The following is a 21,622-nucleotide window of genomic DNA, read 5'->3' on the forward strand; positions in this document are numbered from 1 at the left end:
AGGCTGCAATGAAATATAAAAAACAGGAAAGGACAGTGAGACGATGAGAAAGAGAATTATTAGCGTGATTCTCAGCGCATTGATGATTTCTTCTTCCTTTATGGCCTTAGGCTCAGTAAGCGCAGAAGAAACCGGTGCAGGAAACAATGCGGATACTTACGAGATTTATCCTATTCCCCAGAGTATTACATACGACGGCGGGGAATTTGCGCTGGATAAAGTAAATATCCACTACACAAAAAACATTGATGAAGCTACAAGAAATCACGCAGAGAGCGCATTTGAGGACAACGGATTTACCGTTGAGCAGTCCGCAGATGCACTGAATGTTTACGTTGAAGTTAACGGAGACGAAGGCGGAGAAAAGCTTTTGGGCGATATTGACGGAGACGGAAATATTACATCTGATGACGTTACTCAGCTTCAGAAATACCTCATAAGAATGGAAGGTATTACAATCGATGAGAGCGTTGCCGATGTAAATTACGATAAGGCAATAAACGTAGTTGACGCAACAATGATTCAGCTTATTGTTGCCGGAAAGCTTGCAATGCCTCAGGTAAACACAGTTTATGTAAACGATGTTGTTCCTACAGTTTTTGAGGACCTTTACGACAAGACAGACGCTTACATGCTGAAAATTGAGGAAGGCAAAATCACAATTATCGGTAAGAACACAGACGCTGCTTTCTACGGAGTTTCTACACTTGAACTCATCCTTGAGCAGTGCGCAGAATCAAAGACAATTAAGACTCTCACAGTAGAGGATTACTCAGACGCTCAGTTCAGAGGCTTTATCGAGGGTTACTATGGTATTCCTTGGTCCGATGAGGACAGAATAAGCCTTATGGAATTCGGCGGCAAGTTCAAGGCTAATACATACGTATTTGCTCCTAAGGACGACGCTTACCACAGCGCAAAGTGGACAGAGCTTTATCCTGAGGACAGACTTCAGGAAATGAAGAAGATGGTAGACGTAGGCAACGCTTCCAAGTGTAAGTTTGTATGGTCAATCCATCCGTTTATGTATAATGCCATTACAGAAGCAAACTATGACCAAAGACTTGAAACAATCAAGGCTAAGTTTGAACAGCTTTACAGCATAGGCGTAAGACAGTTCGGTATCCTTGCTGACGACGCTTCCAGTCCTGTTGCAATCCAGAACAGAATCTGCAAGGATATGTGGGCATGGTGTGAAGAAAAGGGCGACGTTTACGACCTTATCTTTGTTCCCCAGGGCTACAACAAGGCGTGGTCAAACGCTCAGTATTTTGCTGATTTGATGGACGGTATGCCTGAGCAGGTTCAGGTAATGTGGACAGGCGACTCTGTTTGCGGCTGGGTAACCCAGGGTACTTTTGACTACTTCAAGCAGATAGCAGGAAGAGAAGCTTTCATGTGGCTTAACTGGCCTGTAAACGATATCAACAAGGTTCGTATGCTCATGGGTAAGGGCGAAGTTTTAGGCGCAGGCGTAACAGGCTTTACCGGTATTCTTACAAACCCAATGCAGCAGGCAGAGGCTTCCAAGGTATCTATCTTTGCTATTGCCGACTACACATGGAACAGAGATACATTTGATGCTGATAAGAGTTGGTACGACAGTTTCAAGTATATCGACGAGGGCGCACCTGACGCACTTTATGAGTTTGCAAAACACAACTCCGACCCAAGCCCGAATACACACGGACTTGTTCTCCAGGAGTCAGAGGAGCTTAGACCGTTCCTCGATGAATTTACCACAGCTCTCGCAGGCGGCGACGCTGCCCAGATAAAGGAAAAGGGCGACGCAGTTGTTGCAGAGTTCGAAAAGATTGTTGCCGCTTTAAATGAATACAGAGAAAAGGGAACAAACGAAAGACTTAAAACAGAGCTTGAGCCATGGCTCAATTCAATGGAATATATTTCACAAGCAGCTATCGGATTTGTAAAGACAGGTATTGCTCTTGCAGAGGGCGATGAAGAAGCAGCATGCGCTAACTACCTTGAGGCATCAGCAGCTTTGACAAATTCAAAGAACTGCCCTGTACAGAATATCTCCGGCCCGCAGAATGTTGAAGCAGGCGCAAAGAGAATTATTCCGTTCGTAACAAAACTCAGCAACGAACTTTCACCAAAGGTTCTTGCAATTATCGACCCGAACTACGGCTCAGCTGAGAGATACACAGCTAAGGGCGTTATTAAGTCTTCAGGTTATACAGGCGCATATTCCGGAAGCGACGCAAACCTTATTGACGGAGACGACACATCATCAGTATGGTATAGCACAGCAGACGACAACCTTAAGGCAGGCGAGTGGATTGGAATCGAGCTTGACGAGGCTAAGCCAATCGGAGAAATCAGAATTCTCCAGGGTAAGGACGCTTCTCACGGCGATATTATCGCAAAGGGCGTTATTGAGTATTCAACAGACGGCGAAACATATACAGAGCTTATGAGATTTGAGGATGGAAGAAAGGAAGTTACTTTCGACGCTTCTTCATTGAATGTTACAGCTAAGTATATCCGTTTGAGAAACCTTGCAGATACAAGCAAGTGGTGTGCATTCAGAGCTTTTGATGTTTATGCTCCGACAGCTTCATCATCAAGCAGCGTATACACAAATATCCCAACACTTGCAGGTTCAGCAACAGAGTTCACAACAGATACAGGCGTTCTCACAATCAACAAGGAAATCACCTTGAAGAACGGCCAGTACATCGGAATCGTACTCCCGAGAATCCGTGACGTCATTTCTATTGAAGGCGTTGAAGCTCCAGAAGGCGTTGTAATTGAAGTATCAGAAAACGCAGTAGAGTGGAACGAGTACAATGGCGGCGAAGTTAATGCAAGATATGTAAGATACATCAACAAGGGCGAAGCTGACGCTACATTTAATTTCGCAGCACTCACAGTTAAGTCCGATGAAATTGCTGATCCTTACGTATCAGATACAAACTTCACATCTATTGAGGGCGCAGCAAACGCATTCGACTATAACAGAGGCACAATGGCATGGTTCAAGAATGCTCAGGGTGCAGGCAAGTACTTCACATACGATATAGGTCAGACAATTGACCTTAACAAGCTTGAATTCATCGTTTACGACGGTGAGCATGACTTTATCAGAAACGCAGATATCTCTGTTTCTGAGGACGGAAGCGATTGGACAAAGGTTATCACAATCGGCGACGGCACAACAGATAAGGAAATCGGCGAAATCTACGGCAACCACAACTACCTCATTTCCTACTATTCTGTAAAGAACGAGGAAATCGGCGGTATTCCGGTAAGATACATCAAGGTTGAGCTTACATCCGATGCAGGCGCTTCCGAGAAGTGGGTTCGTTTCTGCGAATTTGAAATCAACGATAACGAGTACAGACCTGTTTCCAATAACCCGACATATGTTGCAGGCGCAGTTGAGCAGGCTAACCACAATGCTGAAAAGATGATGGACGGAGATTTGGCTACAAGCTATATGTCAACAGCAGCTAACAGCAGCATTTCCTACAAGGTATCTGAAAACACAAATGCTGTAACAGATATCACAGTTGTTCAGAACCCTGCAACTATCTCCAACGCAACTGTTAAGATTAGAACAGGCGCAGACACATGGCAGGAAATCGGAACATTGTCAGGAAGCCTTAACAAGATTGCAATTCCTGAGGACGTTGAAAACGTATTCGAGATTAAGTTCGAGTGGGCAGACGTAATTCCTGAAATCTATGAAATGTTCATAGTTACAGACGAAGCTCAGTCAACAGTTGATAAGGGCGCCTTGACAGCTCTTTACAACGAGGTTAAGGACTACGAGGCAAAATACTACACAGAGGATAGCTTTGCAGCATTTGCAGCTGCAAAAGACAACGCTCAGGGCGTAATCATCTTTGCAGCAGCTACAGAGCAGGATGTACAGAAGGCTTTAACAGATCTCCAGAACGCAGTGGACGGTCTTGTAGAAAAACTTGCTGATAAGACAGAGCTTAATGCTTTGATTGCAGAGGCAAAAGAGATAGATACAACTCTTTATACAGATGAGTCCGCCGCAGTGTTCACAGAAATATTGACTAAAATTGAAGAAAGCGCTGCCTTAGATTTGACAGTTAAGCAGGCAGAAGAGGCAGTAGTACAGCTTCAGAATGCAATTGAAGGCCTTGTTATGAAAGGCGAAACTGTAAAGGTTGACCAGTCTGCTCTTACAGCAACTGCACCTAACGTCCATGCAGGAAATGAAGCAAAGCTTGCCATTGACGGAAATACAGGAACATGGTGGCACACAAAGTGGGCTACAGAGTCTCCTCTTCCTACAATCGGTGAGGACGGCGTAGATAACTACATCGAAATTGATTTGGGACAGAACAGATATGTAAATAAGATTACATATTTACCGAGAACAGACTCAAGCTCCAATGGTACAATCACAGGATATAAGGTGATGTATAGCACAGAAGCTGAGGGAGATAATTTCGTAGAGGTTAAAGGCGGTTCAGGTACATGGGCAAACAACAAAAATGAGAAATCAGCAGAATTTGTTCAGGTTAATGCACGCAGAATCAGACTTGTTGCAACTTCAACAGTAGGAGATAAAGCTAACGCATTTATCAGTGCCGCTGAAATCAATGTTTACGAAATAGTTCAGTAAACTGAAATCGGGCGAAAGCCTTAAATAAGGACACCGGCTTGTCGAAAGACAAGCCGGTGTTTTCGTAATACAGATAAAAAATAAGGGCGGATAATTCCGCCCTTTTAATATTAGATTTTATAGCTTTCATCAATCTGCTGGAGTTCGCCGAAGGTGTCGATTTCCACAATGTCGCCTTCAAAGCAGGGTCTTACATGGATTTCATAGTTGTCCATACAAAATCTCAGGGCAACCTCGTCCCAGTACTTTTCTGTTCCGCCCTCCATGTTGTAAACCTTTTCAATGTCGCTTGACATCTTCTTTCCGTCATCTTCTGTCCAGTAGGAAATGCCGTACATGTGATAGCAGTTTTCGCTTCCCACAAGAAGCTCCTTTATAACGCTGTTTTCAACCTTGAAGCACCAGTCGTCTGTGTAGTCCTTGTACTGTCCCAGATAGTTGCTTCTGTACTCGTATTTTCTGATAAGATGAGGATTGCTCACAAGGAGGTCAGCCTCGCAGACATAGGCGTTTTCAAGCAAATCCTTTGCAATAAGGGCAGAGGAGATGTTGTTTGCCTTGTTGTAAAGGTGGTTTTCTATGAATTTAATATTAGGATACTTGTATTTAAGCTGGTCGAACTGCTCCCACAGATATCCTCTTATGAGGACGATTTCAGGAATTTCGGCTTTTTCGATGGCGTCCAGGAGAGTTTCAATTATCATCTTTCCGTGAACTCTAACCAGTGGCTTTGGAGTGTTGAGTGTTATAGGAACCATTCTTGAGCCGAAGCCTGCGGCGAGAATAACCGCTCTTTTTACTCTGTATGGTTCAAGTGTTTCAAGACCCTTTTCTGTAACCTTGTAACCGCCGTTGCTGTCCTGCTCTAAAACACCGTCATTTTCAAAGTCAGAGCAAATTCCCTTTACAAGCTCTGCGGGAAGTCTTGTTTCGGTGGAAATTCTTCCCGCTCCGGGATTTTCATTATTCTCTCTGTTTTCTCTTTCTGCAAATGCAAGGATTTCAAATTGATTGTTTGTAATATTCATTTTTATTCCCTTTCCATAAGCCTAATTATTTTCCGAAAAAGAATTTTTCAATTCCTGCGGCAACTCCGTCCATGTCGTTGCTCAAAGTGACGTAGTCAGCGGCGTTCAAAACCTCAGGGCAGGCGTTTGCCATTGCAATTCCCATACCTGCGGTTTTTATAAGCTCCACATCGTTAAATCCGTCGCCAAAAGACATGGTTTCCGATATGTCCACATTGTTTATTTCTGCAAGCTTTGTTATGGCTTCTCCTTTGTTTACGCCTATTGGAACAAGCTCTAAGAAAAATGCTTCCGACTTGAATACGTCAAGTCTGCCCTTGAACTGCTCTTTGTAAATCTTCTCAAGCTTTGCGATTGTTTCCGGCTCGCCGGTCAAAAGACATTTGTTTATTGGGAAATCCACAAACTTTACAAAGTCGTCCACAAAATGGAGATTCATGCCCACTATGCTCGGTTCGATTTCGGTGTATTTGTTGCGGCTGTTTGAAGCGATAATTTCATCGGCGGTGTATGTATTTATTGTTATGTCCATACCTTTGATGCCTTCGCAGATTTCCGGAATGTACTCATGGGGAAGCTCTCTGCTGTAGATAATCCTGTTGTCACTGCAATCCATTATAAGACCGCCGTTGTAGCACATGATATATCCGCCGAATTTTGAAAGCTTCAGCTTTTCCGCCTGTCTTGTTGCCCCTTTAAAGGGTCTGCCTGTAGCTATGGCAACCTTACAGCCCATTTTCTGAATTTTTATAAGTATATCACTGTTTTTATCGCTTATTTCGTGCCGGGAATTTACCAAAGTTCCGTCCAAGTCAAGTGCGACAATTTTATAATCCATAAAAAATTTTCCTGCCTTTATATAATCCTTATTTTAACTTTTCCAAAGCCTTTGTAATGTTTTCAAAGTGCATTGAGTGGGAAGCCTTTACAAGCACCGTGTCGTTTTCCTTGATAACGTCGTAAATCCTTTCGCATGCCTCTTCCGTGGTGGCGAAATATATGGATTTTTCCGGCATCTGTGCTCCCAGATATATGTTCTTGGCAAGGTCGCCCACAGCCACAAGCACGTCAACTCCGTGTCTGTGGAGGTATTTTCCTGTTTCAATGTGGTAATCCTGGGTCTTAGTGCCAAGCTCTTTCATATCGCCCAAAACCGCAACCTTTCTGCCCGGGAACTTTACAAGTGTGTCTATAGCGCCCTGAACAGATGTGGGGTTTGCGTTGTAGCAGTCGTCTATTATTGTTATAAATCCTGTATCTATAACCCTTGCACGGCTTCCTACAGTTTCATAGGCGGCAATTCCCTTTACAATTTCTTCGTCGGAAAGACCGAGAGCCTTTCCCACCGCAAAAGCCGCAAGGGCGTTTGTCACCATGTATGTTCCGATTGCCGGAATGAAAACACGGTTCTTCACATTGTCGTAAACAATGTCGCAGGCTATTCCGTCACGGACATCACCTGAAATATTTTCAGCGTGGAAAGTGTTCTTATCTGAAATTCCATAGAATATTGGGACTATTCTGTGATTTTCCACTGTTACCTCGTGGATTTTTGCAAGCTTGTCGTCGTCGCCGTTTAAAAATATCATGCCGTTGGGGTTCATGTTGGCAAACATTTCGGTTTTTGCCTTGCATACTCCGTCACGGTCAATAAGGTTTTCCAGGTGACAGCATCCGATGTTTGTTATAAGACAGAAGTCGGGACGGACAATTTTTGAAAGTCTTGTCATCTCTCCGAAATCTGAAATACCCATCTCTATTACGGCAATCTCGTGTTCCTCCTCAAGTCCGAAAATTGTGAGAGGAACGCCCAGCTCGTTGTTAAAGTTGCCCTGGGTTTTATGAACCTTAAATTTCTGGGAAAGAACGCTTGAAAGCATTTCCTTAGTGGAAGTTTTGCCCACGCTTCCGGTAACTCCTATAAAAGGAATATCGAAAAGACCTCTGTAAAAAGCGGCGATATCCTTTAAAGCCCGGAGAGTAGAGTCGACCAGAATGTAAGGTTTGTCGGTTTCTATTTCCTTTTCTGAAATTGCACAGACTGCGCCCTTTTCAAAACAGGGGATAATAAAGTCGTGTCCGTCAACACGTTCCCCTTTAATGGCGGCAAAAAGTGAGCCTTCGCCCACTTTTCTGCTGTCGGTAAATATATTTTTAATTACAATGTCAGCGTCTTTTTCGTTTCCGAAAAGCCTGCCGCCGCAGGCGCCGGCAACCTGACCCACTGTTATTTTTTTCATTGCCATATTTTTACCTCTTATGATATTTATCCAAAGACAAGGCTATAATGTTTTCGCAAAGCTCGCCGTATTCAATGCCCTGAACCAAAGCTTCCTGAGGGAGCAGGCTCATAGGTGTCATGCCCGGCAGTGTGTTTGCCTCAAGACAATACATATCGCCCTTTTCGTCCATTAAAAAATCTATTCTTGAATAAGCCTGGAGCATCAAAGCCTTGTAAGCCTGTTCTGCATACTGCTTCATTCTTATTGTGGACTGAGAATCAAGCTCAGCCGGACAAATTTCATCTGTCAAGCCGCTCTGATATTTGTTCTTATAATCATAGAAACCTGTTTTCGGTCTTATTTCGATAATCGGCAGAGCCTTTCCGTCCAAAAGTCCAACGGAAAATTCTCTTCCCTTTATATACTGTTCAACGATTACTTCTTCCTCATAGCGGAAAGCCTCTTTCATAGCTGACAAAAATTCATCTCTGTCATTGGCTATGGAAACTCCGACGCTGCTTCCGCCTGAGCATGGCTTTACAACACATGGGAAAAAGTTCCATGTTTCAACAGGTGTTTTCTTATTGAATACCTGACCCTTAGGTACAGGAACTCCGTTGTAGGCAAGAACGCCCTTGCTTATGCCCTTATGCATGGAAATTGCGCTTCCCAGACAGCCTGTTCCGGTGTATCTTATGCCCAAAAGGTCAAAGGTTGCCTGGAGCTTTCCGTTCTCTCCGACGTCGCCGTGGAGGGCAAGAAAAGCTATATCCGCACAGCGGCATATTTCCTCTATATTCTGACCTAAGAAACGGTCTGATTTATCCTTACGCATGGCTTTAATCTGCTTGAGATTAGGCACATCCTCGCTTATAACCGCATTTTTTGTGAAATCGTAACCCTGTCTGAAAAGCTCTTCGGGATCACAATTTTCTTCTTCGTACCCCATATAAACGTCAAGCAAAACCACCTGATGTCCACGCTCACGCAGAGCCTTGGAAACAATGGAACCTGAGGTTATGGAAACATCTCTTTCTGTGCTGAGTCCGCCTGACAAAACTGCAATTTTCAAAAGGAACACTCCCTCTACATTATAATCTGATATATTATACCACTTAGAAATTATGTTGTCTATTGTGTAGATAAAAATTTGTTGAACAATGAAAATGTTTGCGGTGTGTAATGAAAAACATTGGTTCATTTTAATCTTTTGTTGTATTTAAACATATTATAAAAAGCGAGTAAATATTTAATTCCAAATAGTAAATAATTTCTAATTGAAATTTTTAAAAAAATATATTAAAATAATAATTGACAAATGATTGCATATGTGATAGTATAACCAATCACCATCTTATTTTCTTGTATGCAATATAAGGTTATTATAATTTGGAGAGGAGGATATTTATGGATAAAAGGGATATAGAGAAAAATGTAAACATTATGCTTGAAAGATATGGCTATTCACAAGAGCATGATAACTATATTGACATTGTGGACTTTGTAAGAAAATTAGGGTTTTCGGTTGGTAGCGCAGAGTTGGAAGATAACGATGACGGATTTCTTATTGTTCAGCCTAACGGGGTAGACGGTCTTAACGACCGAATAATCGGCGTAAACTCGAAGCGTTCCTACGAATTTAAAAGATTTATAATTGCCCACGAATTTGCCCATTTTATTTTACACTATAAAGGCGGTTCCGCATATCTGCACCGTGAAAATAAAAAGGGTAAAAATGAAGAAGAAAACGAGGCGGATTATTATGCCGCGAACCTTATTATGCCGAAAAACTCATTTTTAAGGGAATACAATAATTTGAAGAATTCTGGATTAGAGAATAATGCAATAGGCGTTCAGTTGGCTTCTATATATAAGGTTCCTCTGGAAAGTGCCTTGAGGAGAATTTCTGAAGTAATAGATATTCAAGCACCAAAAGCACACTTTGGATATTGATCGCCTGTATCCGGTATAGTAAAATATGAGAGTATAGTTGTTAAATTGAAATTGTTTAGGAACAGAGTTGATGTTAATGAATAAATCAAAACAACCGCCACAATCATCGAAAAATCGTGTTCAGTCAAAGATAAATAATGAGGAAGCTACTTTGGATAAAGAGATAGCCAGCTTTATAGATATGGTATCCTTTTATGAAACTAAAAACGCAAGCGATTTAGAGTGGGGATACAAGGATCCTTATGTTACCCAAGAACAGCAAAATAGAGATGAGCAGATAACCGAGTTATTAACCCAGTATGTCCAATGTTACAGAAACAAAGTGAAACAGACACGTGTCTATAGATGGATTATAATAATACCAAGTATAGCGATTATTGTTTCCTTTGCCGCTGTGCTGATTTATTTTGTATGCAAAATAGCGAATTCGGGAAAAGATCTGGATATGTCGAATTTGGTTGCCTTTATAACCTCTTGTATTTCTTTTGTTTCTTTGGTTATAGGATTACTCAAGATTATTACAAAATATTTCTTTCCGGAAAATGAGGAACAATATATAACAACTATTGTGGAATCAATTCAAAAAAATGATCTTGAAAACAAAAAAGAGAATTCAAAAAATACGAAAAATACAAATTTTAGTACAGATGATTGATAAGGTAAATATAAAGAGACGCAATTATTAATTTTGCAAATGTTGATAAATTTGTATTGAAAAAACAAAGATTTTTGTTTGGCTTCAGTTATTCTTCTTGATATTTTTAACAGAGTATTGTATAATTAAAGCGTATAGGAGCACAGATTTGTTTTGTGTGCCCGTTATATCAATTTATATTATCGGAGGTAGATTTCAATGCCATTAGTAAATGCTCGTGATATGCTCACAAAAGCAAAGGCAGGCCACTATGCAGTAGGCCAGTTCAACATCAACAACCTTGAGTGGACAAAGGCTATTCTTCTTACAGCTCAGGAGCTTAATTCACCGGTTATCCTTGGTGTTTCCGAGGGTGCAGGCAAATATATGTGCGGCTACAAGACAGTTGTAGGCATGGTTAACGGTATGCTCGAGGAACTCAACATCACTGTTCCAGTTGCTCTCCACCTTGACCACGGTTCATACGAAGGCGCTCTCAAGTGCATCGAAGCAGGTTTCAGCTCTGTTATGTTCGACGGTTCTCACTATCCAATCGAAGAGAACGTTGAGAAGACAAAAGAGCTCGTAGCTATCTGCAACGAGAAGGGTCTCTCTCTCGAGGCTGAAGTTGGTTCAATCGGCGGCGAAGAAGACGGCGTTATCGGCGCTGGCGAGTGCGCAGATCCGGAAGAGTGCAAGAAGATTGCTGACCTCGGCGTTACAATGCTCGCAGCAGGTATCGGCAACATCCACGGCAAATATCCGGAAAACTGGCAGGGACTCAGCTTTGAGACTCTCGACGCTGTTCAGAAGCTCACAGGCGCAATGCCATTGGTTCTCCACGGCGGCACAGGTATCCCAGCTGACATGATTAAGAAGGCTATCGACCTCGGTGTTTCCAAGATCAACGTTAACACAGAGTGTCAGCTTGCTTTTGCTGAGGCTACAAGAAAGTACATCGAAGCAGGCAAAGACCAGCAGGGTAAGGGCTTTGACCCAAGAAAACTCCTCGCTCCTGGTTTCGAGGCTATCAAAGCAACAGTTAAAGAGAAAATGGAACTCTTTGGCTCCATCGACAAAGCTTGATTTTTAATTCCGCCTTGCAGAGGTTTATTTTAGAAATAAACGTGATTTCAAGGCGGGCGAGACGTTTTCCTAATTTATTTGGAATGGCTCGCCTACAGTTAGCTTTGATATTTTAATTGTAAAAAACAAACCGTGGTTTTTCTATAATTAAGAAAAGCCACGGTTTGTTTATTGTATTATTTCAACTATTTACATTATATGTTAATCATTTGTGAAATAAACATCTGCAAAAGAGTTGCATCTGTAATTGAGATTTCTCCATCATCATTTAAATCGGCAAGAGAAATGTTAAATGTATCGCCCAGGTCTGCACCCACAACATACATCTGTATCATAGTAACATCATTTGTATCAATAACTCCGTTCATGTCTACATCGCCCTTTGTATACTCAGGCTCATTTGGAATCACTGCGCTTACTGCATTTGCTATAAGGGAATGACCGTAAGCGTTTGGATGGAAGTCAAGAGAAAGGCCAAAGAGAGAGAAAACAGCGTTTGTTGGATTTTCCTCTGCTGCCTTTAAAGCTGTATAAGTATCCGCAACAGAACATCCCAGCTGAGTGCACAAAACTGTTACTAAAGAATTGATAGTCTGAATACCACTATCCAAAGCGCCTTCCAAAGCTTTAAACTTTAAAGTGTATTCATCAGTTCCGGTCAAGGTACCTGCTGCAAAGCTGTAAGGATTGTACTGATTTGTCAAAATAATAGCAGTCTGAGGATTTATGGCTTTAATAGCTGCAATTATCTGAGGAAAGTTTTTCTGTACTCCTGCAATTGCAGTCTGACACTCAGTTGAAGAGTCGAAATCCTCGGCAATTCCTAAAGCGAAGTTAAGCACAATAAAATTATTTCCCAAAATATCGTTTTTGATATCTTCGGCTGTTTTGTTTGCGCCCTCGTTTGCTTCGTTATAGCTTCTTGCAACGTATTCAAAAAATGCGCCTACAAAATCGTTTCCGCCTATTGTAATGGTGACAACATCAGCAGTTGACAAAGCGGCTACTGTTTCCGCTTCAGAAAGCTTTGCAAGAAGAGAAGCTGTTGTTGCTCCGTCCTCTGCAAGAGAGGTGAGATTAAAAGAGTTTTGTTCGGCAACAAGCTGAGTAAATGCTTTTTCACCCTCAGCAAGTCCGTAGCCGGTAGAAATACTGTCGCCGAGAGCTACGTAATTTTTTGCGTCAGTTTCCTCAGCTCCTGCTGTTACAGTTATAATGGAAAAAACCATACATGCAGCAAGAGCAAAAGACACCATGCGTGCAAAAACTGACTTGGTGTTTTTTGTGTGTTTCATAAATATGTCCTCCTTTTTGTGATAAATGGCCTTAATACAAGCCAAAATCCAGAAAAGTATTGAAAATATATCAATACTATAAAAATAGTATACTATACAATACATCGACAATGCAATAGTTGGATTGTGATTTATATAAAAAATAAAAATTCTGATATGGCTAAAAACACATATTGTTATGAACGGTATTCAAAACGAAAACAAAAGGATAAAACCTGCATATACTATATAGGAAAGAAAAATGTAGAAACAGTTTTTGATTCAAAAACAGAGAGTATCAGCAGATGTTTTTGAAAAGAAAAAATATTTTTTAAAAAATTTCAAAATTTTTTTTGAAGAGAGAAAAGATTTTTTTGACAGGAAGTGTCGAAAAGCAGTGAGAGGCGGAAATATCTTGTGTTTGTAATATTGATAAACCACAATATATAGGGCGAAAAATAAAAATGAAAAAAAATCAAAAAAAATTCAAAAAAAGTGTTGACAAAAGGGGTGTGATGTTATATAATAGCAACTGTTCCGCTCGGGACGACACGAAAACAGCGAAACGCTGAGAGGCAAAAAAGCTGATAGGAATGGGAAAAACGAGCGAAACAGGACCTTGAAAATTAAACAACGAAATATAGTAAGAACCCGTAATGACTTTGAGTAAATACTCAAACAATTACAAGTGAGAAAACACTAAAAATCACGGATACGTTAGTGTATCGAAAATGAGCATCAAGCTCTGAAATTGATTTGAACATCGAAAGATGTTGAGATACAAATTTTAGAGAGTTTGATCCTGGCTCAGGACGAACGCTGGCGGCGTGCCTAACACATGCAAGTCGAACGGAACTTATCGAATGAAGCCTTCGGGTGGATTTTGGTAAGTTTAGTGGCGGACGGGTGAGTAACGCGTGAGTAACCTGCCTTCAAGAGGGGAATAACGTTCTGAAAAGAACGCTAATACCGCATAACATACGGATGTCGCATGGCAACCGTATCAAAGATTTTATCGCTTGAAGATGGACTCGCGTCCGATTAGCCAGTTGGCGGGGTAACGGCCCACCAAAGCGACGATCGGTAGCCGGACTGAGAGGTTGAACGGCCACATTGGGACTGAGACACGGCCCAGACTCCTACGGGAGGCAGCAGTGGGGGATATTGCGCAATGGGGGCAACCCTGACGCAGCAACGCCGCGTGAACGATGAAGGTCTTCGGATTGTAAAGTTCTTTTATTAAGGACGAAGAAGTGACGGTACTTAATGAATAAGCTCCGGCTAACTACGTGCCAGCAGCCGCGGTAATACGTAGGGAGCAAGCGTTGTCCGGATTTACTGGGTGTAAAGGGTGCGTAGGCGGCAGAGCAAGTCAGATGTGAAATCCGTGGGCTTAACCCACGAACTGCATTTGAAACTGTTTTGCTTGAGTGAAGTAGAGGCAGGCGGAATTCCCTGTGTAGCGGTGAAATGCGTAGAGATAGGGAGGAACACCAGTGGCGAAGGCGGCCTGCTGGGCTTTAACTGACGCTGAGGCACGAAAGCGTGGGTAGCAAACAGGATTAGATACCCTGGTAGTCCACGCCGTAAACGATGATTACTAGGTGTGGGGGGTCTGACCCCCTCCGTGCCGCAGTTAACACAATAAGTAATCCACCTGGGGAGTACGGCCGCAAGGTTGAAACTCAAAGGAATTGACGGGGGCCCGCACAAGCAGTGGAGTATGTGGTTTAATTCGAAGCAACGCGAAGAACCTTACCAGGTCTTGACATCCAACTAACGAGGTAGAGATACATTAGGTGCCCTTCGGGGAAAGTTGAGACAGGTGGTGCATGGTTGTCGTCAGCTCGTGTCGTGAGATGTTGGGTTAAGTCCCGCAACGAGCGCAACCCTTGCTATTAGTTGCTACGCAAGAGCACTCTAATAGGACTGCCGTTGACAAAACGGAGGAAGGTGGGGACGACGTCAAATCATCATGCCCCTTATGACCTGGGCTACACACGTACTACAATGGCCATCAACAGAGGGAAGCAAAGCAGCGATGCAGAGCAAACCCCTAAAAATGGTCCCAGTTCAGATTGCAGGCTGCAACTCGCCTGTATGAAGTCGGAATTGCTAGTAATCGCGGATCAGCATGCCGCGGTGAATACGTTCCCGGGCCTTGTACACACCGCCCGTCACACCATGGGAGCCGGTAATACCCGAAGTCAGTAGTCTAACCGCAAGGAGGACGCTGCCGAAGGTAGGATTGGCGACTGGGGTGAAGTCGTAACAAGGTAGCCGTATCGGAAGGTGCGGCTGGATCACCTCCTTTCTATGGAGACTTGAACTTTTGAAAGATAAAGTTCTAACATCCAAGGTCAGGCATTACGAAAGTTCGACTAGAAATCGTTGTTTAATTTTCAGGGTCTCAAAAAGGAATAACCCTGAAAGAGATATGGGGGTATAGCTCAGCTGGGAGAGCACCTGCTTTGCAAGCAGGGGGTCAGCGGTTCGATCCCGCTTATCTCCACCAAAGGCTTGAGTGAAAAAGAACAAGCCGTGACATGGGCTTATAGCTCAGCCGGTTAGAGCGCACGCCTGATAAGCGTGAGGTCGGTGGTTCGAGTCCACTTAAGCCCACCAAAAGCACCTTGAAAACTGAATAAAGATAAGCAGATAAAGCGAGAAAAGTTTAAATATCAAACAGGTTTAACAAGAGTTAAGCGTAAGGTATATAAACTACAATAAAGCTGGAAGCGAGAGGGTAAGTAAGCAAAAGAGCTTATTTACTGCAAGCGAGAAAAAACAAACCAAAGAGAACACATATGGTCAAGCTACAAAGAGCACAAGGGGAATGCCTTGGCACCAAGAGCCGATGAAGGACGTGACAAACTGCGATAAGCCACGGTGAGCCGTAAGTAGGCGCTATACCCGTGGATTTCCGAATGGAGCAATCCGGCCGAAGTAGTTCGGTCATCGTATACTGAATAAAATAGGTATACGAAGGGAACCGCCTGAACTGAAACATCTAAGTAGGGCGAGGAAGAGAAATCAACAGAGATTCCGTAAGTAGTGGCGAGCGAACGCGGAAGAGGCCAAACCAGATGTAGAAATACATTTGGGGTTCGGACAGCAACGTGTACTCTAAGACTTAGCAGAATGGCATGGGAAGGCCAATCAGAGAAGGTGAGAATCCTGTATGCGAAAAGTCAAGGAGGCTAGCTGAATCCAGAGTACCGCCGGACACGTGAAACCCGGTGGGAAGACGGGGGGACCATCCTCCAAGCCTAAATACTACTTGGTGACCGATAGCGAATAGTACTGTGAAGGAAAGGTGAAAAGAACCCCGGGAGGGGAGTGAAAAAGAACCTGAAACCTTGTGTTTACAAGCACCGAAAGCACATCAACGTGCGATCGGGTACCTTTTGTAGAATGGTCCGGCGAGTGTGTGTAACTGGCGAGGTTAATCACTTAAGGTGAGGAGCCGTAGCGAGAGCGAGTCTGAAAAGGGCGCATGAAGTCAGTTGTACACGACCCGAAACCGGGTGACCTACCCATGTCCAGGTTGAAGTGGAGGTAAAACTCCATGGAGGACCGAACCGACTCCCGTTGAAATGGTAGCGGATGAGGTGTGGGTAGCGGAGAAATTCCAATCGAACCCGGAGATAGCTGGTTCTCTCCGAAATAGCTTTAGGGCTAGCCTTGAAATAGATTATCGGAGGTAAAGCACTGTATTGGCTAGGGGCCGAGAGGTTACTGAACCTTAACAAACTAAGAATGCCGAATAATCGTTTTTCAGGAGTCAGACAGTGGGAGATAAGTTTCATTGTCAAAAGGGAAACAGCCCAGACCCACAGCTAAGGTCCCAAAGAGTAGTTAAGTGGAAAAGGATGTGGAGTTGCATAGACAACCAGGATGTTGGCTTAGAAGCAGCCACTCATTAAAAGAGTGCGTAATAGCTCACTGGTCGAGTGACTCTGCGCCGAAAATTTAACGGGGCTAAACTACACACCGAAGCTTGGGAAGTCGTTAAGACTTGGTAGGAGAGCGTTCTGTAAGGGGTGAAGTCGCAGCGAAAGCGGCGGTGGACTTTACAGAAGTGAGAATGCCGGAATGAGTAGCGAGAAATATGTGAGAATCATATTGGCCGAAAGTCTGAGGTTTTTGGAGGAAGGTTCGTCCGCTCCAAGTAAGTCGGGAGCTAAGGCGAGGCCGAAAGGCGTAGTCGATGCACATACGGTTGATATTCCGTAACCACCTGCAATTTAAGCAAAGGGACACCTTGAAAGCGTATAACCCCGGAGTTGGTATTCCGAGGCGTAAGGGAGGACAATAGTCCGAAGTATATGTGGACGAGGGCGAGAAAAGCTTTGTGTATAGAGCCGGTGCCCGTACCGCAAACCGACACAGGTAGACAGGAAGAGAATTCTAAGGCCAACGGGAGAAGGGTAGTTAAGGAACTCGGCAAATTGACTCCGTAACTTAGGGAAAAGGAGTGCTCAGTGAAAGCTGAGCCGCAGTGAATAGGCCCAGGCGACTGTTTAGCAAAAACACAGGTCTCTGCCAAATCGAAAGATGAAGTATAGGGGCTGACACCTGCCCGGTGCCGGAAGGTTAAGAGGAGGAGTGCAAGCTCTGAATTGAAGCCCCGGTAAACGGCGGCCGTAACTATAACGGTCCTAAGGTAGCGAAATTCCTTGTCGGGTAAGTTCCGACCCGCACGAATGGTGTAACGATCTGGGCACTGTCTCAACTACCCGCCCGGCGAAATTGTAGTACCGGTGAAGATGCCGGTTACCTGCGACAAGACGGAAAGACCCCATGGAGCTTTACTGCAGCTTGATATTGGGTTTCGGTAATCTATGTACAGGATAGGTGGGAGACTGGGAAACAGAGGCGCCAGCCTTTGCGGAGTCGCCGTTGGGATACCACTCTTAGATTGCTGGAATTCTAACCTGCGGCCGTGAAACCGGTCGGGGGACATTGTCAGGCGGGCAGTTTGACTGGGGCGGTCGCCTCCGAAAAGGTAACGGAGGCGCTCAAAGGTTAGCTCAGCACGGACGGAAACCGTGCCCTAGAGTGTAAACGCGTAAGCTAGCCTAACTGCGAGGATGACGGTCCGAGCAGTAACGAAAGTTGGAGTTAGTGATCCGGCGGTATGTGAATGGAAATGCCGTCGCTCAACGGATAAAAGCTACCCTGGGGATAACAGGCTGATCTCCCCCAAGAGTCCACATCGACGGGGAGGTTTGGCACCTCGATGTCGGCTCATCACATCCTGGGGCTGAATTCGGTCCCAAGGGTTCGGCTGTTCGCCGATTAAAGTGGTACGCGAGCTGGGTTCAGAACGTCGCGAGACAGTTCGGTCCCTATCTGTCGTGGGCGCAGGATATTTGAGGAGCTCTGTCCTTAGTACGAGAGGACCGGGATGGACGTACCTCTGGTGCACCAGTTGTCACGCCAGTGGCACAGCTGGGCAGCTATGTACGGAACGGATAAACGCTGAAAGCATCTAAGCGTGAAGCCGGCTCCAAGATTAGATATCCCACCGAGAAATCGGGTAAGACCCCTTGTAGACTACGAGGTTGATAGGCTGCGTGTGTAAGTGCCGTGAGGCATTCAGCTTGGCAGTACTAATAGGTCGAGGGCTTGACCATAAGTCCTTTGGATTTGTCTGTATACTCTTTATTCAGTTTTCAGGGTGTTAACTCTGAAAGATGCACCATTAGCTCAGTTGGTAGAGCACCTGACTCTTAATCAGGGTGTCCCGGGTTCGAGCCCCTGATGGTGCACCATAAAAAATAGGGGCTAATGAACAAAAGAACCGTTAGCCTCGAGAAATGGCTCGTTGGTCAAGCGGTTAAGACACCGGCCTCTCACGCCGGTAACGGGGGTTCGATTCCCCCACGAGTCACCAAGTTGGTGTTGATGACGCTGAGGGTCCACCCGTTCCCATACCGAACACGGAAGTTAAGCTCAGTGGTGCCGAAGATACTTGGCTGGAGACGGCCTGGGAAAATAGGGAGATGCCAACACGAAGAGATTACATCCGAGAAATCGGGTGTAATTTATATATTCCTCCTTAGCTCAGTCGGTAGAGCATGCGGCTGTTAACCGCAGGGTCGTTGGTTCGAGCCCGACAGGGGGAGCCAAAAGAAGCAGTTTCGAAAGAGACTGCTTTTTTTATTTCCGCCTTGCAAAGGTTTGGCTTAGAGATTAAGTTCATTTCAAGGCGGGCGAAACCTTCTGTTTAGTCTTTGGAATGGCTTGCTCACGATAGGCTTTGCTTTATTTTTATATCTTAAAAAGGTTTAGCTGAGAAATAAAGGTTCTTTTAAGGTAGGCTATTTTATGAAATACACGTCAGCACAGGACGGGCGAGACATTTTGTTTAGTTTTAGGAATGATTGCTTACAGTCGATTTTATGTCTTAAAAAATTTTGATTAGAAATTATTTTTTATAAGATAGGTCGTTTTTGTTATGGAAAGCTTTATACAAACTTTAACCCCCTGAGTTTCTTTGGAAATTCAGGGGGTTTTTACATAATTGAAATAGGTGATATACTCTCTTATTAAGGGAAATTTATTTTATGATTTCGCTTTCCTGTATTTTCAGAGCCTCTTACTTCTTCGTGATAAAAATAGTTTACAATTATCGGATGGCCAGGCTTTGCTCTGCCGTAGGGCAGCTCATTATCTGTAAAAGGACAGTTATTATCTTTTGCCAATTGTTCAGCCTGCATTTCCAGGGATTTAAAGTAGCTGCGATCTCCTTTATTATAGATAGAATTATACAAGTCGGTCAAATGAGGATATTTTTCTTTTATATAGGTCATAATTTCCTGTTTAAAGCTGCCACGCAGATTAAGATTTTCCAGCCATACTAAATCACATTGTTTTTTTACACGCTGAAAAATTTCATTAAAATCTGTAATTCCGGGGAATATTGGTGAAATAAAGCAAACTGTGCGTATTCCTGAATCATAAATTTTTTTCATAGCTGAAAGTCTGCGTTCAATACTTACAGCATTGTCCATATCAGAGCGAAAGTCTTCATTTAAGGTGTTTACAGACCAGGATACTGTTACTTTTTCAAATTCTTTTAGCAGTTCAATATCTCTGATTACCAGGTCGGATTTGGTGCATATAAGCAGTTCTGCACCGCTGTTTTTTAGCTGTTTTAATATTCTGCGTGTATTTTGAAACTGCTCTTCCTGAGGTATGTAACCGTCAGTGACTGATCCTATGACTACTCGTTGTCCTCTATATTTTTGTGGGTTTTTTATTTCCTGCCAATGCTTTACATCCAAAAAGGTGCCCCAGGGTTCTTTGTGACCTGTAAATCGCTTCATAAATGATGCATAGCAGTATTTACATCCATGTGTACATCCTACATAAGGGTTGACTGAATAACCTCCTACAGGCAAGGTTGATTTTGTCATAATATTTTTAGTGTGAATATCACGAATCAGGATGTTGTCTTTGCTGGTTTCTGCCATATTTTTTATGCCTCCGATACCTGATATAATAATTGTAAATACATGCAGTTAGAAATACGTGTTTACTATAATTTTATCCTTCTTCAGCAGGTGCAGCTTTGCCGAATCCTTTCCAAGCGTATAAACCTTTTGTGTTTTCGTTGCCCAGAAATTTTTCTACCTGACAAACATGCAGAATATGGTCACCAACCTCGGTTGCTTGCTGTAATGTGGCTATCATGGCAAGACGAGTATCTGCCGGTATTTGAATATCCCTGCCATCAATTGATATCATTTCAATGTTATTTTCAGAGACTTTATTTTTAGATGCTCCGGTGGAGCTTCCGCATGCCATAACAGCATCAGCCATGCTTTCTCCGGGAACTGTGATTATAACTTTTCCGGTTTCACGAACTCTTTTTCCTGTATGGGATTGTTTTCCGGCTGCAAATCCCACCATGGGAGGATTGAAAGACAAGTACGAAAAGAAACATATAGGTGCCAGATTGGTTGTACCGTCTTTATTTTGAGAGCAAATCAAAGTAAGTGGATTTGGAGATGTATAGACTGTTGCTTCCATGATGTTGAGTTCTTTCATAAAATTCAGACCTTTCTAATATTTTTCACTTGTTGACCTGGGTTATTAGTGATATATTTATTATACCTGATAGAAATATTAGTTCAAGTACGCAAATAATTTATACAAGGTATAAAAAATAATACTTAGAAATGAGGAAATATCCTATGATGTCATATGAAGAGTTCAAAGAAAAAGTCGGCAGTGTAATTTTAACAAAAGAGGGGAACTGCCCGGTTATGCCGGTTATTAAGATGCTGCAGGGAAAGTGGAAGCTCCAGATTCTTTATGAGTTGTGTATTAAGTCGCCTATGAGATTTGGTGAACTGAGAAAAATGCTTAATCCAATTACTAATGCTGCGCTTACAAATGCTCTTAAGGAATTGGAGAAAGATGAGTTGGTACTGCGCACACAATTTAATGAAATGCCGCTGCGTGTGGAATATTCCCTTACTGAGAAAGGAAAGGAGCTTCTCCCTGTTTTTTACGCCATTTCCCAGTGGGGACTCAAGTATATTCCGTAAAACAGTACATTGAAAAATATTTATGACGCAAACATTGCTTTAAAATATAATCTGAATAAACATCAGATGCATTTTTTATGTATCTGATGTTTTGTTTTTATTGACAATAAAGTAAACAAAATGTTAATAAAATTTATTGTTTTTACTTTTTTATGGATGTATAATTTTGTTGAAAAGGATTTATGAGAAAAAATACAGCAATAAAGGGGCGTGAGAGAATAATTTAAAAAAATTGCTTAA

The 21,622-nt window shown here is 43.0% G+C and carries 12 protein-coding genes, 5 tRNA genes and 3 rRNA genes; 13 read left to right on the plus strand and 7 right to left on the minus strand.

Annotated elements, in window-relative coordinates; all coding sequences use genetic code 11:
- Window positions 1–43: 43 nt before the first annotated feature.
- Complete coding sequence (locus CGICJO_RS03725) at window positions 44–4,624, plus strand: beta-N-acetylglucosaminidase domain-containing protein (RefSeq protein ID WP_486499691.1); 4,581 nt, start codon at window positions 44–46, stop codon at window positions 4,622–4,624.
- A gap of 110 nt (window positions 4,625–4,734) precedes the next feature.
- Here CGICJO_RS03725 and CGICJO_RS03730 read toward each other — a convergent pair whose 3' ends face one another.
- The 4 genes from CGICJO_RS03730 to CGICJO_RS03745 are packed head-to-tail and all read right to left on the minus strand — an operon-like array spanning window position 4,735 to window position 8,946.
- Window positions 4,735–5,652, minus strand: coding sequence for a sugar phosphate nucleotidyltransferase (locus CGICJO_RS03730; RefSeq protein WP_486499692.1), 918 nt, complete (start codon window positions 5,650–5,652; stop codon window positions 4,735–4,737).
- A 25-nt stretch (window positions 5,653–5,677) separates the two neighbouring features.
- Window positions 5,678–6,490, minus strand: coding sequence for a Cof-type HAD-IIB family hydrolase (locus CGICJO_RS03735; protein WP_087379879.1), 813 nt, complete (start codon window positions 6,488–6,490; stop codon window positions 5,678–5,680).
- Between the two features lie 28 nt (window positions 6,491–6,518).
- Window positions 6,519–7,898: a UDP-N-acetylmuramoyl-tripeptide--D-alanyl-D-alanine ligase gene (locus CGICJO_RS03740; RefSeq protein WP_486499693.1), complete on the minus strand. Its 1,380-nt coding sequence runs from the start codon at window positions 7,896–7,898 to the stop codon at window positions 6,519–6,521.
- A 4-nt stretch (window positions 7,899–7,902) separates the two neighbouring features.
- Window positions 7,903–8,946 carry a D-alanine--D-alanine ligase family protein gene (locus tag CGICJO_RS03745; protein WP_486499694.1) on the minus strand — a complete coding sequence of 348 codons (1,044 nt, stop codon included), beginning with the start codon at window positions 8,944–8,946 and terminating at the stop codon, window positions 7,903–7,905.
- A gap of 335 nt (window positions 8,947–9,281) precedes the next feature.
- On the opposite strand from CGICJO_RS03745, the gene CGICJO_RS03750 reads away from it, so the two are divergent.
- The 3 genes from CGICJO_RS03750 (at window position 9,282) to fba (ending at window position 11,547) form a co-directional block, all read left to right on the plus strand.
- A complete protein-coding gene (locus CGICJO_RS03750; RefSeq protein WP_486499695.1) occupies window positions 9,282–9,827 on the plus strand; it encodes an ImmA/IrrE family metallo-endopeptidase in 546 nt (181 codons plus the stop codon).
- A gap of 76 nt (window positions 9,828–9,903) precedes the next feature.
- Entirely contained in the window at window positions 9,904–10,482 is a 579-nt protein-coding gene (locus CGICJO_RS03755; RefSeq protein ID WP_486499696.1) for a hypothetical protein, read from the plus strand.
- A gap of 198 nt (window positions 10,483–10,680) precedes the next feature.
- Complete coding sequence (fba, locus tag CGICJO_RS03760; protein ID WP_087379885.1) at window positions 10,681–11,547, plus strand: class II fructose-1,6-bisphosphate aldolase; 867 nt, start codon at window positions 10,681–10,683, stop codon at window positions 11,545–11,547.
- Between the two features lie 194 nt (window positions 11,548–11,741).
- Here the strand turns inward: fba and CGICJO_RS03765 are convergent, their stop codons facing one another.
- On the minus strand, window positions 11,742–12,842 hold the full coding sequence (locus tag CGICJO_RS03765) for a GDSL-type esterase/lipase family protein (RefSeq protein WP_486499697.1): 1,101 nt from the start codon (window positions 12,840–12,842) through the stop codon (window positions 11,742–11,744).
- Between the two features lie 763 nt (window positions 12,843–13,605).
- Between CGICJO_RS03765 and CGICJO_RS03770 the strand changes: the two genes are divergently transcribed.
- The 8 genes from CGICJO_RS03770 to CGICJO_RS03805 all read left to right on the plus strand — a co-directional run bounded on the left by CGICJO_RS03770 (window position 13,606) and on the right by CGICJO_RS03805 (window position 18,955).
- Window positions 13,606–15,135: ribosomal RNA gene (locus CGICJO_RS03770) — 16S ribosomal RNA — on the plus strand.
- Window positions 15,136–15,260: 125 nt separating this feature from the next.
- Window positions 15,261–15,336 (plus strand) — tRNA-Ala (locus CGICJO_RS03775).
- A 33-nt stretch (window positions 15,337–15,369) separates the two neighbouring features.
- Window positions 15,370–15,446 (plus strand) — tRNA-Ile (locus CGICJO_RS03780).
- Between the two features lie 184 nt (window positions 15,447–15,630).
- Window positions 15,631–18,460 (plus strand): 23S ribosomal RNA (locus CGICJO_RS03785).
- Window positions 18,461–18,522: 62 nt separating this feature from the next.
- Window positions 18,523–18,598 (plus strand) — tRNA-Lys (locus CGICJO_RS03790).
- A 47-nt stretch (window positions 18,599–18,645) separates the two neighbouring features.
- A tRNA-Glu gene (locus CGICJO_RS03795) sits at window positions 18,646–18,720 on the plus strand.
- A 1-nt stretch (window position 18,721) separates the two neighbouring features.
- Window positions 18,722–18,838 (plus strand): 5S ribosomal RNA (gene rrf / locus CGICJO_RS03800).
- The 16S, 23S and 5S rRNA genes sit together here with 5 tRNA genes alongside, the layout of an rRNA operon.
- 41 nt (window positions 18,839–18,879) lie before the next feature.
- Window positions 18,880–18,955: transfer RNA gene (locus tag CGICJO_RS03805), tRNA-Asn, on the plus strand.
- Between the two features lie 420 nt (window positions 18,956–19,375).
- On the opposite strand, the gene CGICJO_RS03810 is transcribed toward CGICJO_RS03805, so the two are convergent.
- Both CGICJO_RS03810 and CGICJO_RS03815 read right to left on the minus strand, forming a co-directional pair.
- Window positions 19,376–20,302, minus strand: a complete 927-nt coding sequence (locus CGICJO_RS03810; protein ID WP_486499698.1) for a radical SAM mobile pair protein B — start codon at window positions 20,300–20,302, stop codon at window positions 19,376–19,378.
- Between the two features lie 73 nt (window positions 20,303–20,375).
- Entirely contained in the window at window positions 20,376–20,879 is a 504-nt protein-coding gene (locus CGICJO_RS03815; RefSeq protein ID WP_087378702.1) for a flavin reductase family protein, read from the minus strand.
- 146 nt (window positions 20,880–21,025) lie between these two features.
- On the opposite strand from CGICJO_RS03815, the gene CGICJO_RS03820 reads away from it, so the two are divergent.
- Entirely contained in the window at window positions 21,026–21,382 is a 357-nt protein-coding gene (locus CGICJO_RS03820; protein ID WP_486499699.1) for a winged helix-turn-helix transcriptional regulator, read from the plus strand.
- Window positions 21,383–21,622 lie beyond the last annotated feature (240 nt).

The organism is Candidatus Limousia pullorum, assembly GCF_057405065.1.

Coding starts and splice junctions, on each gene's coding strand:
- CGICJO_RS03820 (WP_486499699.1), top strand. CDS start 21,026: ATGATGTCATATGAAGAGTTCAAAGAAAAAGTCGGCAGTGTAATTTTA.
- fba (WP_087379885.1), top strand. CDS start 10,681: ATGCCATTAGTAAATGCTCGTGATATGCTCACAAAAGCAAAGGCAGGC.
- CGICJO_RS03815 (WP_087378702.1), bottom strand. CDS start 20,879: ATGAAAGAACTCAACATCATGGAAGCAACAGTCTATACATCTCCAAAT.
- CGICJO_RS03750 (WP_486499695.1), top strand. CDS start 9,282: ATGGATAAAAGGGATATAGAGAAAAATGTAAACATTATGCTTGAAAGA.
- CGICJO_RS03765 (WP_486499697.1), bottom strand. CDS start 12,842: ATGAAACACACAAAAAACACCAAGTCAGTTTTTGCACGCATGGTGTCT.
- CGICJO_RS03810 (WP_486499698.1), bottom strand. CDS start 20,302: ATGGCAGAAACCAGCAAAGACAACATCCTGATTCGTGATATTCACACT.
- CGICJO_RS03755 (WP_486499696.1), top strand. CDS start 9,904: ATGAATAAATCAAAACAACCGCCACAATCATCGAAAAATCGTGTTCAG.
- CGICJO_RS03730 (WP_486499692.1), bottom strand. CDS start 5,652: ATGAATATTACAAACAATCAATTTGAAATCCTTGCATTTGCAGAAAGA.
- CGICJO_RS03725 (WP_486499691.1), top strand. CDS start 44: ATGAGAAAGAGAATTATTAGCGTGATTCTCAGCGCATTGATGATTTCT.
- CGICJO_RS03735 (WP_087379879.1), bottom strand. CDS start 6,490: ATGGATTATAAAATTGTCGCACTTGACTTGGACGGAACTTTGGTAAAT.
- CGICJO_RS03740 (WP_486499693.1), bottom strand. CDS start 7,898: ATGGCAATGAAAAAAATAACAGTGGGTCAGGTTGCCGGCGCCTGCGGC.